14 protein-coding genes are annotated in these 14361 nt (G+C 70.5%); 9 read left to right on the top strand and 5 right to left on the bottom strand.

Annotated elements, in window-relative coordinates; translation table 11 throughout:
* Positions 1-49 precede the first annotated feature (49 nt).
* Together HF577_RS39050 and HF577_RS00230 are read left to right on the top strand one after the other, a co-directional pair.
* The gene (locus HF577_RS39050) at positions 50-175 is read left to right on the top strand and encodes a hypothetical protein (protein ID WP_281359613.1); all 126 of its coding nucleotides are present in this window, start codon (positions 50-52) and stop codon (positions 173-175) included.
* A gap of 175 nt (positions 176-350) precedes the next feature.
* Positions 351-1961: an ABC transporter substrate-binding protein gene (locus tag HF577_RS00230; protein WP_312858848.1), complete on the top strand. Its 1611-nt coding sequence runs from the start codon at positions 351-353 to the stop codon at positions 1959-1961.
* A gap of 57 nt (positions 1962-2018) precedes the next feature.
* On the opposite strand, the gene HF577_RS00225 is transcribed toward HF577_RS00230, so the two are convergent.
* The gene (locus tag HF577_RS00225) at positions 2019-2396 is read right to left on the bottom strand and encodes a hypothetical protein (protein WP_246265119.1); all 378 of its coding nucleotides are present in this window, start codon (positions 2394-2396) and stop codon (positions 2019-2021) included.
* 474 nt (positions 2397-2870) lie between these two features.
* Between HF577_RS00225 and HF577_RS00220 the strand changes: the two genes are divergently transcribed.
* Together HF577_RS00220 and HF577_RS00215 are read left to right on the top strand one after the other, a co-directional pair.
* Entirely contained in the window at positions 2871-3413 is a 543-nt protein-coding gene (locus tag HF577_RS00220) for a GNAT family N-acetyltransferase (RefSeq protein WP_169393639.1), read from the top strand.
* Positions 3414-3436: 23 nt separating this feature from the next.
* Positions 3437-4618, top strand: coding sequence for a C45 family peptidase (locus tag HF577_RS00215; RefSeq protein ID WP_169393638.1), 1182 nt, complete (start codon positions 3437-3439; stop codon positions 4616-4618).
* Here HF577_RS00215 and HF577_RS00210 read toward each other — a convergent pair.
* The 3 genes from HF577_RS00210 to manD all read right to left on the bottom strand — a co-directional run bounded on the left by HF577_RS00210 (position 4615) and on the right by manD (position 9447).
* Positions 4615-5973: a glycosyltransferase gene (locus HF577_RS00210; RefSeq protein WP_169393637.1), complete on the bottom strand. Its 1359-nt coding sequence runs from the start codon at positions 5971-5973 to the stop codon at positions 4615-4617. The genes HF577_RS00215 and HF577_RS00210 overlap by 4 nt on opposite strands.
* A complete protein-coding gene (locus HF577_RS00205; RefSeq protein WP_312858864.1) occupies positions 5910-8123 on the bottom strand; it encodes a GH92 family glycosyl hydrolase in 2214 nt (737 codons plus the stop codon). Before HF577_RS00205 ends, HF577_RS00210 begins: the two co-directional genes overlap by 64 nt.
* A 112-nt stretch (positions 8124-8235) precedes the next feature.
* Positions 8236-9447, bottom strand: a complete 1212-nt coding sequence (gene manD, locus HF577_RS00200; protein WP_169393636.1) for a D-mannonate dehydratase ManD — start codon at positions 9445-9447, stop codon at positions 8236-8238.
* 197 nt (positions 9448-9644) lie between these two features.
* Here manD and HF577_RS00195 point away from each other — a divergent pair, with 197 nt between their 5' ends.
* Both HF577_RS00195 and HF577_RS00190 read left to right on the top strand, forming a co-directional pair.
* Positions 9645-10994, top strand: coding sequence for a Rieske 2Fe-2S domain-containing protein (locus tag HF577_RS00195; protein WP_169393635.1), 1350 nt, complete (start codon positions 9645-9647; stop codon positions 10992-10994).
* A gap of 491 nt (positions 10995-11485) precedes the next feature.
* Positions 11486-12226, top strand: coding sequence for a YoaK family protein (locus tag HF577_RS00190; RefSeq protein WP_169393634.1), 741 nt, complete (start codon positions 11486-11488; stop codon positions 12224-12226).
* A 60-nt stretch (positions 12227-12286) separates the two neighbouring features.
* Here the strand turns inward: HF577_RS00190 and HF577_RS00185 are convergent, their stop codons facing one another.
* Positions 12287-12886 (bottom strand): kinase, encoded by a 600-nt coding sequence (locus HF577_RS00185; RefSeq protein ID WP_169393633.1) that lies wholly within the window; start codon positions 12884-12886, stop codon positions 12287-12289.
* 155 nt (positions 12887-13041) lie between these two features.
* Here HF577_RS00185 and HF577_RS00180 point away from each other — a divergent pair, with 155 nt between their 5' ends.
* The 3 genes from HF577_RS00180 to HF577_RS00170 are packed head-to-tail and all read left to right on the top strand — an operon-like array spanning position 13042 to position 14226.
* On the top strand, positions 13042-13293 hold the full coding sequence (locus tag HF577_RS00180) for a hypothetical protein (RefSeq protein WP_169393632.1): 252 nt from the start codon (positions 13042-13044) through the stop codon (positions 13291-13293).
* Between the two features lie 52 nt (positions 13294-13345).
* Positions 13346-13501 carry a hypothetical protein gene (locus HF577_RS00175; RefSeq protein WP_169393631.1) on the top strand — a complete coding sequence of 52 codons (156 nt, stop codon included), beginning with the start codon at positions 13346-13348 and terminating at the stop codon, positions 13499-13501.
* A 50-nt stretch (positions 13502-13551) separates the two neighbouring features.
* On the top strand, positions 13552-14226 hold the full coding sequence (locus tag HF577_RS00170; protein WP_169393630.1) for a M23 family metallopeptidase: 675 nt from the start codon (positions 13552-13554) through the stop codon (positions 14224-14226).
* Positions 14227-14361: the final 135 nt, after the last annotated feature.

The raw sequence follows: 14361 nt of genomic DNA, 5'->3' as shown, positions 1-14361 counted from the left end.
TGCACTGTCAAGATCACGTCGTCGCCGACAGCACTCATACGGTGTACGCATGACAACGACAACCGTCGGCCGCGATACCGCGGTCGGCGTTCTGGTCGCGGCGTTCGCCGACGATCCCGTGGTGCGCCGGCTCCTTCCCGGCAGCTTTCGATGCGCAGGAGCAGAGGTCGCATGAGCCAGTTGGCGGACACGTCGTCCATTACTGCGCACGTGCGCTCACCGACCAGCGGGTGTTGATCTGTCCCTGCGCACGTATCGCCAGGAAAGTGTGCGCGCAGCCGTTTGGGCCGGCGGTCGGTGATGGCGGACGCTCGGAGCGGATCCGCGGTGGACTCGACGAGGAGGACCCGGTGCTCTGGAGATCTCGTGCGTCGAGGATGTGCGCCGCGCTGGCGGCCGCGGTCGTCCTGGCCGCTTGTGGGGCGGTCGGCGCCAACCAGGGCGGTGAGGACGGTCGGCCTCCGCTGCAGGCCATGCGCCCCTACGGCGGTGACCCGGCCACCGAGGGGGAGCCCCGCCGCGGCGGCACCCTGGTCATCGGCAACGACCGCGAGGTCGTGAGCTTCGACCCGACCGTGCAGAACGGCAACGCGGTGGCGATGGCGGTGTACGACCTGCTGCTGCGGCTGACGCCCGAGGGCGAGGTCGAGCCGTACCTCGCCCGGTCGATGGAGACCACCGACGACGGGCGCACCTGGGTGATGGGCCTGCGTGAGGGGGTGCTGTTCTCTGATGGGACGCCGCTGGACGCCCGCGCGGTGATCGTCAACACCCAGCGGCACATTGATGCGCCCGCCTCGCCCGCGGCCGTGTACGCGAAGCAGATCACCGCGATGAGGGCTCTCGATCCGCTCACCGTCGAGTTCACGCTGGCGGCGCCGCTCGGCGACTTCCCGGTGGTGTTCACCGGGTCGATCTTCGCGGGGACCCTGGGCATGATCATCTCGCCTGCCGCACTCGCGCAGTACGGCGACGACATCGGCAACAACCCGGTCGGGGCGGGCCCGTTCAAGGTCACGAGCTGGCAGCGGGACAACCGGATGGAGCTCACCCGAAACGAGCACTACTGGCAGCCGGGCTTGCCGCGCCTGGACGGGCTGGAGTTCCGGCCGCTGTCGGACACCGAGACCCGGTACGCCTCGATGGTCAACGGAGACGTGGACCTGATCTACGGCGGCTACAACACCGAGCTGGTCCGGGCCTACGTCGACCCGAAGTTCACCGTCTACTACGGGCCGGGCAGCGCAGGGTTCTTCTTCACCTTCAACTTCGCCCGCACGCCGTTCGACGACCGCCGCATGCGGGAGGCGGCCGTGCGCGCGATCGACTTGCGTGCCCTGGCCGCGAGCCAGTACGGCAACCAGCTGGTCGGCTCGGACAGCCTGTTCGAGGCCCGCAGCCCGTACCACACCGAGGCCGCGTCGGACCTCTGGCCGGAGTACGACCCGGAGCAGTCTCGCCGGCTCGTGCAGGAGTACGTGGCGGACGGCGGCAGTCCGCATATCACGTTCACGACCAGCCGCAGTGAGGTCTCGCTCGGCGAGTTCGTGCAGGCGCAGCTGACTGCCGTCGGAATGCAGGTCGACGTGGAGTTCTTCGACCTGGCCGAGTTCACGTCCCGGGTGCTACAGGGCGGTGACTTCCAGCTGATCAGCAACCTCGCCCCGGTGGACTACCCGTTCCCGGCCATCGCGCGCCTGCTGGGAACGAGCGGCGCGATCAACTTCGGGAAGTACTCGAACCCGGACGTCGACCGGCTGCTCGACGAGGCTGCGGCCACTCTCGATTCCGGCGTACGGACGAGGGCGTACCAGGAGGTCGAGCGGCTGGTCAACGAGGACATCGCGCTGCTGTTCCTCAGCCGCAGCTACGCGTCGACGATCACGAAACCGGAGGTGAAGGGGATCGACCGGACTATCGGCCGTGACATCTTCTTCGCCACGACGTGGCTGGACCGGTGAGCAGGGGTGCCGGTCACGTGGGCGCGCTACCGGCGGTCAAACCCGAACGTCACTGCGTCAAGCCACGAGGCGGGGCTGGATCTTGCGGCCGGCCTGGCTGAGGCTGGCACGGCAGGCCGCCAACAGCCGGGCGGTGGCGACGCTGCTGCCCAGGTTGCACTGTGGGCATCGCATGGTCACCGTTCGTGCGAGTTCGTCCACCGCAACGGTCAGCTCCGCTGCGCAGTCACGACACCAGCGGTGTCGCGTGACCGGGTTGACGTGAACCGGTGAAGAGACGCACTGGTGGATCCACCGGCCGTGCACGTGGCATGTGAGCCGATCGTCGGGGTCGACCCGGCCGGCGTCCTCCGCCTGGTCCTCCGCGGACAGCCAGTGTGCCAAGTCATGATCGGTCGAGCTGCGCACCTGACCACGGGGCTCCCGCTGGTTCATGCCGCCGACCTCCCCACCATCACCACCGATTCCGCCACCGACGAGGAGCGTGACCGGTTTCCGCTTCATACGAGGAGCATCGCGGTCACACCCACTCCTGCGCATCACCGCCAGCGGTCGTCATCGTCAGGTGCTGACGGGCGTCCTCGAGGTGGTGCTGGCAGGTATCCGAGGTGGGGCAGGACCGGACCGGCTCGCGCGGGGCGTCCCAGTCGGGGACCCCGTGCCGGGCTGCCCGTCGCGTTCGGGTTCTCCTGAGGCGCGCTGCCGTCGCACATCCGGGCGGAGGGCGGAGCCGGCCCTGCTGCCGGGCCGTCCAGGTCACGCGACGACTCAACTGCACTAGTACGTATTGGTGTTGGAACAGCGGCGAGTTCGAGTTTTCCTCTCGGATCGATCGGTCTTAATGGTGCACTTAGAGAAGTGCACTGCTCGTGCTCGCGTCGTCATGGACGCTGCTCATACGGTGTACGCATGCCTACGACAACAGCCGACTGCGAGCTCGCGGTCCGCGTGCTGGTGACGGCGTTCGCCGACGATCCCGTGGCGCGGTGGCTCCTTCCCGGTGGCGCGGCCGAGCGGGTGTTCCGTCCGGTCGTGCAGCAGTCGGCGGCGCTCGGCGAGCTCGCCGTCTCCGCCGACGGAGCGGCCGTCGCCGTCTGGCTGCCGCGGGGAGCGGAGCCGCCCGCACCCGACGTGGAGTCGCTCCCGGACCACCTCGTGCGGCTGCGCACCTTCATGACTCTGACCGAGCGGCGGCACCCGAGCGGCCGCGCGCACCTCTACCTCGTGTTCCTCGGCGTCCGGCCCGACGCGCAGGGCCGCGGGCTCGGCGGGGCGCTGCTGCGTGACCGCCTCTCCCGGGCCGACGACGCCCGTATGCCCGCGTACCTCGAGGCGAGCTCGCCCCGCAACCTGCCGCTCTACGAGCGCCACGGGTTCCGCGTCACCGGCGATCCGATCACCCTGCCCGACGGTCCGCCGCTGTGGCCCATGTGGCGCGACCCCCGTCCCTGAACCCCACCCGAACCGGAGGAACCATGCCCGTCACCACCGAGATCGTCGCCGGCAGCAGCACCGACTTCATGGCCGTGCGGCACGTCACCGCGTCCGGCAGCCAGGTCGAGATCGGTCGGGCGCTCGCAGCTCAGGCCCGGCTGGCCTACGACTGGGCGCCGGTCCCCGCCAACCGGGTCAAGGCCCGCGCCCGCCGTGCCTGGTTCGCCCGGCACTGGCCCCAGCACCTGGAGCGGATGCAGGGCGCGGCGGAGGCTCTCGGTCTCGACCTCGAGGCCGACGAGGTGTACCTGGACGGCCTCACCGGCATCCCGACCGGATCGGCCTGCTCGGCGAGCTACTACCCGCCGGCGAGCACGGTCGACGGGCGCGCGGTGCTCGGCCGGAACTACGACTTCTTCACCACGAGCGCGACGGCGCTGTTCGCGCTGCTCGCCGGCGCCCCGGCCCCGGACGGGAACGAGCCACCGATGTCCTCCCGGCCGCACGTGCTCACGAGCGTGCCGGACGGCGGACCGGCCACCACCGTGCTCAGCATGAACGAGCTGGACGGCTGCATGGAGGGCATCAACGAGCACGGGCTCGCGGTGGCCCTGCTGATCGCCGACGCCGAGTCCGCGTCCGGTCCGGTGGACGCCGGCCCGCAGGTCGGGGTGTCCAGCGTCCAGCTGCCGCGCTTCCTGCTCGACACCTGCGCGACGGCCGCGGAGGCGGTGGACGCGCTGCTCGGCGCCAAGCAGTACGACCTGGGCACCCCGCTGCACTACCTCGTGGCCGACCGCTCCGGGGACGCCTTCGTCTGGGAGCGTGGTCCGGGCGGTGACGAGCACGTCGTCCGGGCCGACAGCGGCGCGCTCTGCGTGACCAACCATCTGGTGCACCGCCACCGCGACCCGGCTGACCTGCCGGCGGACAACGCCGAGACGATGCTGACCTACCAGCGCTACCGGACGATCTCCGAGCGCTCGGCGGGCGATGGCCTGTCCGGGGAGCGGATGCGCGAGGCGCTCGACGCGGTGCGCGTCGACGCCGCCACCGACATGGGATATCCCGTCCGGACGGTCTGGCGCACCGTGTTCGACCTGGAGCTGGGCACGATGGCGACGCGGTTCTACCTGGGCGGCGCGGCGGACGGCGCGCCGCGCTACAGCCCCGAGCTGGAGTTCGCGGTGGCCGTCCCGGCAGCCGTGCTGGGCGAGCGCTAGTCGTCGTGGGGCCCGAGCGACGTGATCGTCCGGCGTGGGGGCATCTCGGTGCGGAAGAGGTCGTCGAAGACCCGGGCGCGGTCGAAGGCCATGGCGTGCTCGCGGCCGCGCCGCTCCAGGGAGCGGCGCTCGTGCTCCGACATCTCCAGCACCACGCGGTCCAGCGCCGCCGTCAGGGCCGGGACGTTGCCGGCTTCCACGATGACGGCGGCGTCGCCGACGGCCTCTCCGGAGCCGCCGGTCAGCGCGGTGATCACGGGCCCTCCGCCGGCCAGCAGCTTCTCCGCCAGCGCGATGCCGAACGTCTCGACGAAGTCCGGCTCCTCCTTGGTGGGCAGGGCGTAGGTGGCGCAGCCCTGCATCAGCAATGGCTTCTCGTCGTCGTCGACGTCGGTGAGGAAGACGATGCGGTCGTCGCCGCCCGCCAGCTCCCGGACCTCGGCCAGTCCCGGGCCGGTGCCCGCGACGACGAGCTTGACCTGCTCCCGGGCCCGCGACGCTGCGTAGGCCGCCACCAGGTCGTGGATGCCCTTCGCCCTGGTCACCCGGGACAGGAACAGCACGTAGCCGTCGCGGTGCAGGCCGCGGCGGGCGAGCGCGGCGTCCACCGCCTGCGGATCGAGGTCGAGGTAGGCCGAGGTGTCGATCGGCGGGTAGCTGACGGTCACCCTGGCGCGGCACTGCTGGGCGAACAGGGTGCCGCAGTGCCGGTCGACGTCCTCGGCGGAGGCGACGATCTGCTCGCGGGTGTACTCGGAGACCGCCACGACCTCGTCGTGGGCCAGGTAGGTGGTCAGCGTCGTGATGGCGGCGCCGAACCGCTGCTCGCGCAGGCTGGAGCGGATGACGTTGGTGATGTCCGATCCCACCGCCTTGGCGATCGTGTGGACGTCGGTGAGGACGCCGGCCGCGTCCGCCGCCGTCACGGCGTCCATGACGACGTTCGCGTGCGGCGCCAGGTACATCGACAGGCACGTGGTCGGTACCGGTTCGGCGAGCAGCTCGACGAGCCGCCCGGTGAGACCGGCCAGGTGCCGGCCGTCCGGCACCCGGTAGTCGCCGACGGGTTCCGGGCGCTCCACGGTGATCCCGGCGCTGTAGGGCTGCAGCCGGTCCAGTGGCTTGAGCGGCAGCCCGGCGGCCTGCAGCGTCGCGATCGGCCACGTCAACAGGCGCACGTCGTCGAACCCCCGGGTCAGTGCCACCTCGGCGAGGTTGCGGGCCTCGCCGGAGTGGCCGCAGATCACCGGGTCCGCGCGCACGACGATGACGAGCCGCCGCTCGGGACGCTCTACGCCCTCGTTGCCTCCGGTCGGCAGTCGGACAGCGAGGGAGGGCGGGCCGAGCGTCCCCATGGGGACGGCTCCGGGCCGAGCTCCACGTGCAGGACGCCGCCGCGGTACACGTCCGCCGCGCTGATGTGGGTTGTCTCGCATGGCCGTCCGTTCAGCGTCGCCGACTGCACGTACTGGGTGGGGGGTGTCGTCTCGGCGCCGTCGGCGCCGATCGGCGTATCTCGGTGCCCGGTGGTCTCGATGACGAACTCGCCGCCGGCAACCCTGAGCGCGGCCCGGGAGAAGGCCGGCGTGTTGACGAGGAACAGGCTCTGGCCCGCCACCGGGAACAGCCCCAGCGACGCCCAGACGTACCACGAGCTGAGCCCACCGGAGTCGTCGTTGCCCGGCAGCCCACCGGCGCCGGTGCCGAACTGCCAGGTCAGGGCGGCGTTCACGAGCTCGGCGGTCCGGTCGGGGCGGCCCGCGTAGTGGTAGGCCCACGGCGCCTCCATGTCCGGTTCGTTGTTCAGCCCCTCGAACCGGTTGAGGGCGTAGCCCGCGGCCATAGTGGTGGGCGAGGGACGCCGGCCGGGCTGGGTGACGGGGCCTGCGCCGAAGCCGAAGAACGCGTCGAGCATGGCGACGAACGCGTCGTCGCCGCCCGCCATGGTGATCCGCGCCCGCATGTCGTGCAGCAGCCGGAACGAGTAGTTCCACTTGCCGCCCTCGTAGAACTCCGAGTCGCGCAGCAGGCCGGTGGAGGAGTCGAACGCGTTCACCCAGAGCCGGCTCCGCGCCTCCAGTTCGTCGGCCAGCCTCTTGTCGCCCAGTGCCCGGGCGATCCGGGCCGTGCACTGGTGTGCGTAGGCGAGGTCGAGCGTGTGCGAGATGGGGTAGGCCACGCCGTGCTCGAAGAAGTCCTCGCCGTAGAGGCGTCGCAGGTCGGCCTCCATGTGCACGAGCGCCCAGCTCCAGTCCAGGTCGCCGATCCCGGCGGCGTGGCCGTCGGCCAGCGCGGTGTGGGCGAGCGCGCTGGCCTGCCGGAAGAACCGGTCCGCGCCGCGGGCCATCCGGTACCCGATGGGGAAGTTGCCCTCCTCCTCGCAGACCCGGATCAACGACTCCAGCAGGTCGGCGGCCCGGTCGGGCGTGATCGCCATCATCAGCGGGATCTGGGTCTTGTAGATGTCCCACATCGTGCAGACGTCGAACGCGAACGGGCCCGACGCCGGCCAGAACGGGCTCTCGTCGTCGCCGAAGCACGGCTTGATCAGCGAGTGGTAGAGCGCCGTGGTCAGCACCGTCCGCCGCGCGGGCGTGCCGCCGTCCACCCGGACGCGGTCGAGGTGGTCGGCCCACCGTGCGCTGGTCCGGGTCCTCACGTCGTCGAAGGACTGTTCCCCCTCGCCGCACTCGCGCCGCAGGTTCTCCCGGGCCTGGTCGCAGCCGCGCAGGGAGAAACCGAGCCGCACCTCGACCGCCTGGCCCGCGAGCGCGCGGCCCATGAACAGCAGCCCGAACGGGCGCAGCGTGGTCTGCCGGATGCTGTCGAAGTCGAGCCGGGTGCCGCCCTCGACGAGCCGGCGGTCGTACCAGAGCATCTGCCGCCAGTTCGGGCTGTGGACCTCGACGTACACCGACAGGGGCACGCCCTCCATCACGACCGTGCCCTGCGCCCGGCCGTGCCCGAGGCTCTCCACGTGGGCGCGCAGGGGGACCGTCCGGCCGTGCTCGATGGCGAGCCCGCCGCACGACAGGTCGAGCACCAGGCGGGCGCTGCTGCTCGCGGGGAACGTGTAGCGATGAACGGCGGCCTTCTCGCCCACCGTGAGCTCGCACCGGATGCCGGTGTCCAGGGTGGCGGCGTAGTACCCGGCCGCGGCCGTCTCGTCCTGCAGCGGCCACGCCTCCCCGAGGTCGTCCAGTGGCTGCACCATCGGCGTGACCCGCACGTAGTTGTAGTACTTGCGGATCGCGCCGGTGCCGGACTGCTGGAAGTGCGTGAAGCCCGACGCCTGGAGGGACTCGAGCATCTCCTCGGGCACGCCCTCGGTGCTCTTCGCGTAGCGCCCGTAACCGGTGGGGTACGCCCCCGAGTAGGCGCACGCCGACACCATGCCCAGCGGCGACGTGGCCCCGGGGTGGGTGTTGCCGACCTGCGGCTTGGGGGACCACCAGGTCGCTGCGAGACCGCTCGCGGGAGGCAGGCTCGTCGCGGCGGTCCCGATGAAGGGGTCGACGTCGTGAAGGATGGCCAGAGTATGGATGGCGGGTGCGACCCGGAGGTTGCGCCGGTGTGAACTCGCCGCCCGCCTCGAAGTGTCCGAAATGGACCGATTGTCACCAGTCGTGGACGGTCCCGTCCCGCAGCCGGTTCACCGGGAGGTAGGCGGGCCGGTACTCGAAGCGCGCCGCGGCCGCGCGGTCCACGGTGACGCCGAGGCCGGGCGTCTCGCCGGGGTGCAGGTAGCCGTCCCGGAACGTGTAGGAGTGCGGGAACACCTCGTAGGTCTGCGCGCTGTGCGGCATGAACTCCTGGATGCCGAAGTTGTGGATCGCCAGGTCGAGGTGCAGCCCGGCGGCCATTCCGACGGGCGAGATGTCGGTGGGGCCGTGGATGCCGGACTTGATCTGGTACTGCGCGGCGAGGTCGAACAGCTTGCGCATGGCCGTGACGCCGCCGGCGTGCGTGACCGCCGAGCGGACGTAGTCGATCAGCTGCTCGCGGATCAGCGTCTGGTAGTCGACCACCGAGTTGAAGACCTCGCCGATCGCCAGCGGGGTGGTGGTGTGCCGGCGGACCAGCCGCAGGCCGTCCTGGTTCTCCGCCGGTGTGCAGTCCTCCAGCCAGAACAGGTCGTAGGGCTCGAGCGCCTTCCCCAGCTTCGCCGCCTGGATCGGCGTGAGCCGGTGGTGCACGTCGTGCAGCAGCGGCAGTTCGGGGCCGAACTCGTTGCGCACCGCCTCGAACACCGTCGGCAGGTGGCGCAGGTAGGCCTGGGTGTCCCAGATCTCCTCCGGCGGCTGCGGGTGGCGGCCGTCCCCGGACCTGCGGTCGGCGGCGTCGGAGATGCCGTAGATCGTCTCCAGCCCCGGCACGCCGGACTGCACCCGGATGGATCGGAAGCCCTGCTCCCGGCGGGCCCGGATCGAGTCGAGCAGCTCCGGCAGGTCGCGCCCGCTCGCGTGCCCGTAGGCGCGGATCCCGCTACGGCTCGCTCCGCCCAGCAGCTGGTACAGCGGCAGCCCCGCCACCTGCGCCTTCAGGTCCCACAGTGCCACGTCCACCGCGGCGATCGCGGCCATGGTCACCGGGCCGCGCCGCCAGTACGCACCGCGGTAGAGGTACTGCCAGGTGTCCTCGATCCGGTGCGCGTCGCGGCCGATCAGCAGGGGAGCGACGTGGTCGGCGAGGTAGCTGGCCACCGCGAGCTCGCGGCCGTTGAGCGTCGCGTCGCCGTAGCCGGTCAGGCCGTCGTCGGTGGTGATCGCGAGCGTGACGAAGTTGCGTCCCGGGCTGGTGACGATGACGTCCGCGCCGGTGATCCGCATGGGGTTCCTTCCGTGGGGGAGCTGTCGGGGTTCGAGCGTTCAGCGTCCGTGGACGACGATCAAGCCGCTTGAGCGCATCCGGCTGGGCCAGATTGTTAACAATCTCGTTGCCACTGCCGGTGGCGGCCGTTATGGTTAGCAATGCACATCCGGACGCCATGGTGGGCGCCCGGACGGTGTCGCGGCGAGGAGGACGAATGCTGTCAGCCGAGGACAACGAGCTGTTGACCCGCGTGGGGCCCGGCACGCCGATGGGCGCGCTGCTGCGCCGTTACTGGACCCCGGCGCTCCTGGTCAGCGAGGCGCCCACCCCCGACGGCGATCCCGTGCGGGTCCGGCTGCTGGGCGAGGACCTCGTCGCGTTCCGCGACACAAACGGGCGGGTCGGGCTGATCCAGGAGAACTGCCCGCACCGCGGCGCGTCGCTCTACTTCGGACGCAACGAGGGGTGCGGGCTGCGCTGCCCGTACCACGGCTGGAAGTTCGACGCCGACGGCGCGTGCGTCGACATGCCCAGCGAGCCGCCGAACAGCGTTTTCAAGGACAAGGTGAAGCTCACGGCCTACCCGACCCACGAGTCGGGGGGCATCGTGTGGACCTACATGGGCCCGCCGGAGGAGATGACCCCGTTCCGGGACTTCGGCACCGAGTCCCTCGCGCCCGAGCACGTCGCCGCCACGAAGATGCACACCACGTGCAATTGGGTGCAGGCGATGGAGGGCAACCTCGACACCTCCCACGTCTCGTGGCTGCACCAGTGGGACGGCGTCGACGACATCCCCGACGACGGCAGCGACAAGCCCGGTTACCCGTCGAATGCGATGTCGTGGAAGTTCTGGCGCCACGACCGCGCGCCGCGACTGGAGATCGAGGACACCTGGTACGGCTTCAAGTACGCCGGCATCCGCACCACTCCCAACGGGTTCACCCACGTCCGGATGACCGCGTTCTGCTACCCGTACAACACGGCTGTCGCGACCATTCCGTTCGGGGTCCGGCAGAGCATGTTCGTGCCGATCGACGACGAGAACTGCTGGCGGTACAGCTTCACCACCCGCGTGATCGACAACTCCCGCGGCGTGGGCGGGGCGAACCTGTTCGCGGTGGCGCCGTTCCGGCTCGCCCGGGCCGAGGTGAACGGCAACGGGATCGTCCCCCGTGAGTACACGGCCGAGAACGACTACGGCATCGACCGTGACGAGCAGCGGTCGACGACCTATTCGGGCGTCGCCGAGTTCGCCAGCCAGGACCTCATGGTGACCGAGTCGATGGGTCCGATCTATGACCGCACCCAGGAGCGGCTGGGCACCTCCGACAAGGCGATCATCCGGATGCGCCGGCTGCTGATCGCCGCAGCCAAGCACGTCCGGGACGGCGGCGCGGCGCCTGCCACCTCCGCCGACCACGACTACCGCGAGGTCCGTTCGGCGGAGAAGATCCTGGAGCCGGGCGAGGAGTGGCGCATTCTCGGCACCAACGAGGATCCGTTGGTCAAGGAGATGGACATCGCCTGGGCATCCGACCGCGCTCCCGTCGCGGGGTCCTGACCGCTGCCCCGGGCCTGCCGCGAGGGTCGGTTCGAGTCGTCGACGCCATGGGCGTGGTTCCGGACGGATAGCCGAGCACCGGAGCGTCGGCAGTCTTCTCTCGCTCCTCACCCCGTCTGATGCCGCGCCGGTCGTGCCGGATCCTTGTTCGTCCGATTGAACCGGAACGGCCCATCCGGGGCGATTGACAACAACCGACCGATTGCGCCGGCATCCGAATCCGGCGAAACCGCACCGGGAGTGCGGGAAGGTTGTTACAGCGGAAGTACCGACTCGAATCCGAGCTTGACATCAGCGAAACGGCGGTTGAACGTAGTCGGCGTGTACAAGACGACGACGTCGAGCATCAGCGGGATCGACCGACCCTTGCGGAGACGTCAGAGCGCCGGCGTGTGCGTCAGCGTGACGCCGCGCGAATTCCGCGATGGGGGTGAAATCGGTTGACCACGTCCAGAAGTACCAGACCTGACGACCGACCGGACGACCGTAGTGTGGACCTGGCCGCCGCAACCGCGTCACCAGGCCTTTTGGCGGTCCGGGATCGGCTGCTCGTGTGCTTGGCGTTCGCGTCAGGTATCTACGAGGCGGTCTGTTTCATTTCCTTCGGTAAAGTCTTCACGGCGTTCCAGACCGGAAACATCGTGTTTCTCGGTCTCGGTATCGCCGGCGTCCGGCCGCCCGATGGTCCGGACCAGGTACGCGTCCTCATATCCCTCGCCGCGTTCGCGATAGGCGCGATGGTGGCGGTGCGGATCCTGAAGGCGTTCGACGGCGACGAGGAACTGGAGGACGACGAAGTCTTCCAGGTCTGGCCGCGCCGCGTGTCGGCCGCACTCGGGGTCGCGCTTGTCGCACAGGTCGCCTTTCTCGCCCTGTGGGTCGCCTTCCCGCTGTCCAGCGATGTCGAGAACATCCTGGTCGCCCTGAGTGCATTCGCCTTGGGCATGCAGATGAACGCCATCCGGGCGCTCCACGTGCCGGGCATCTCCACCACGGCCGCGACCGCCACCTTCATCACCTTGGCAACCGGTGCCGCAACCTGGTCGCACAAGGCGCCCGCGGCACGTCGCCTGACCGGGGTCGTCGTGGCCTTGATCCTGGGCGCGTTCGTGGGCACCTGGTTGCTCAAGCACGCGCACCCGTACGCCGCGGTCCTGCCGGTGATCGTGATCGGGATCGTGATCGTGATCGCTGCGGTTTCCCTGAAGGAGGACCACGCCCAACGGCGGTAGCCGACCGACAAGTCCACCAGGCGGCTCCCGTGCACCCGGTTCGCGTGCACGGGAGCCCCGTCATGTGCGCGGTCGCCACTCCTCCCTGCCGTTCGCGACGGGCAACGGTGTGGCGATCGGCGGGAGGTGCGCGGCGACGAGCCCGACGGCGTCGTCGAGGGACTTGCTGCCGTCGATCACCTGCTCGCCGGGAATGCCGAGCAGGTCGTGCGGGACGTACCAACCGCGCATGTCGTCAGGGGTGAACTCGCGTGCCTGCGGACGGCCGGTGTGGCGACGCAGGGTCTCGTCGAAGGGCACGTCGAGGTAGAAGACCGTCGTCGCACCCCGGTGCGCGTGCGCGAGACGGGTGAGCATCGGGCCGTAGCGGCTTCCGTGCAGGATGCCTTCACAGATGACGTGGTAGCCGACGTCGAGGGCGAAACGGACGACGTGTTCGATGAGCGCGGCGGCGTTGCCGCCCGGCACGTCGCGTTCGCGCAGCACCGTCCGGCGCAGGTAGTCCTGCTCGACCAGCGCGCAGCCGCGGCCGTAGCGGTCGCGGACGGCGCGGGCGATGGTGGACTTCCCGGACCCGGAGTTGCCACGCAGGATCACCAGGCACGTGCCCGGGCTTCCGACCGGCACATCCCCGGTCGTCCTCGGCCCCTCGTTCACCATCCGCTCATCGTGGCGGAAGCCTCGGCCGGGGAAAGCCGCTGGCGACGTGCCGGCGTGGCTCCCTGCCAGCAGGGGTGGTCCACCCCGGCCAGCACCAGACCGCGACGGCTGCTGGCGGTGATGCGCGCAGCAGGTGTGGCCGCGAAGCTTGTGGCATGCCCAAACGGAGCGCCGGGTCAGGCCATCGCGCCCACGACGTGCACCTCATCTCGGTGATCGGAGTACGCGGCACTCCGTATGCCTGCCCCGACGTCTCGGCGGTCGACAACCACATCGCCTGGTTGTACCGGCGGATCGACGGCGCGGAATCGGCGAGCTCCATCCAGGACCTCTGGGCGGACATCGACCTGCTGCTCGAGCGGCGCATGTTCCTGCAACTGGACCTCCAGATCACCGACGCCGCATGACGGCAGCGGTGATCCGGTACCAGGGTGGTCCCCACCCGGAGGGGAGACGGCCATGAGGTTCCACGTCGTTGCGCAGTGGCTCTGCCGGACGTGCGAGGTCGAAGGGCGTGACCTGGAGAACGAGCCGAGCTGCTGGAACTGCGGCGGTGAGGTCATCGTGACGGCCCGGCCGACCGTGGCGATGGAGCGGTGCGGCACCGAGCCGTAACGGTAGGGTTCGCCGCCGGGCCACGAGTGCGTGACACGGGAGGGGCCACCATGACCCTCGACCACGTCGCACTCACGCTGCCGTTCCGTGGCACATGGCTCACCCGCAACAGCCCGGCGCGGCGCGTCCCGAGCCACGGCACCCATCTCTTCGCCACGACGTACGCCGTGGACTTCATCGCCGTCAGGGGACGGCGCACGGCAATGACGCGGGACTGGCGAACGCTGGTGTCCACGGAGCCGGCGGACCGGTTCTTCGCCTTCGGCCAACCCATCCTCGCGCCGGCGGCCGGCCGGGTGGTGGCGGTCCACGACGGGGAGACCGACCACGAGGCGCGGCGGTCGCAGCTCGCGTTGCTGCCCTACGCCCTGACCCAGGCGGCCCGGGTCCGCGGGGGTGCGGGCGCCATCGCAGGCAACCACGTGATTCTCGAGCTGGCCGGTCATGCCGGGTACGTCGTGCTCGCCCACCTGCGCGCCGGTTCGATCCGGGTGGGCGACGGCGAGTCGGTCGCGCTCGGCCAGGAGCTGGGCGCCTGCGGAAACTCGGGCAACTCCACGCAGCCCCACCTGCACATCCAGGTCATGGACTCGGCCGACCCGTTCGCAGCGCGTGGCCTTCCCATGTCCTTCCGGGACTACCGGCTGTGGAGCCGGGTGGACGGGCCGCCGGTCGAGGTCGAGCAGGGCGTCCCCGGCGAGTCGGAGGTCGTCGAACCGCTGTGACGCGGGCCGGCCTGCGTCGCGGGGAGACCCGGCCAGGACCGCCGCGTCCCGCACGGATCACGCGTTCATGTGATGTGCGCGGGAAGCAGCCGCGGGGAGGCTGCTGCCGGGCAGGCAGACGACCCGACCGGAGGA

The sequence above is a fragment of the Pseudonocardia xinjiangensis genome (genome assembly GCF_012911925.1).
Lineage (GTDB): Bacteria > Actinomycetota > Actinomycetes > Mycobacteriales > Pseudonocardiaceae > Pseudonocardia > Pseudonocardia xinjiangensis.
Note: the sequence above shows the minus strand (reverse complement) of the source record. Positions and strands in the feature narration are given on the sequence as shown.

Bases quoted from the DNA above. Each gene is read 5' to 3' on its own strand.
- manD (WP_169393636.1), bottom strand. From the start codon at position 9,447: ATGCGGATCACCGGCGCGGACGTCATCGTCACCAGCCCGGGACGCAAC.
- HF577_RS00210 (WP_169393637.1), bottom strand. From the start codon at position 5,973: ATGGGGACGCTCGGCCCGCCCTCCCTCGCTGTCCGACTGCCGACCGGA.
- HF577_RS39050 (WP_281359613.1), top strand. From the start codon at position 50: ATGACAACGACAACCGTCGGCCGCGATACCGCGGTCGGCGTTCTGGTC.
- HF577_RS00220 (WP_169393639.1), top strand. From the start codon at position 2,871: ATGCCTACGACAACAGCCGACTGCGAGCTCGCGGTCCGCGTGCTGGTG.
- HF577_RS00225 (WP_246265119.1), bottom strand. From the start codon at position 2,396: ATGAACCAGCGGGAGCCCCGTGGTCAGGTGCGCAGCTCGACCGATCAT.
- HF577_RS00170 (WP_169393630.1), top strand. From the start codon at position 13,552: ATGACCCTCGACCACGTCGCACTCACGCTGCCGTTCCGTGGCACATGG.
- HF577_RS00185 (WP_169393633.1), bottom strand. From the start codon at position 12,886: ATGGTGAACGAGGGGCCGAGGACGACCGGGGATGTGCCGGTCGGAAGC.
- HF577_RS00180 (WP_169393632.1), top strand. From the start codon at position 13,042: ATGCCCAAACGGAGCGCCGGGTCAGGCCATCGCGCCCACGACGTGCAC.
- HF577_RS00175 (WP_169393631.1), top strand. From the start codon at position 13,346: ATGAGGTTCCACGTCGTTGCGCAGTGGCTCTGCCGGACGTGCGAGGTC.
- HF577_RS00195 (WP_169393635.1), top strand. From the start codon at position 9,645: ATGCTGTCAGCCGAGGACAACGAGCTGTTGACCCGCGTGGGGCCCGGC.
- HF577_RS00215 (WP_169393638.1), top strand. From the start codon at position 3,437: ATGCCCGTCACCACCGAGATCGTCGCCGGCAGCAGCACCGACTTCATG.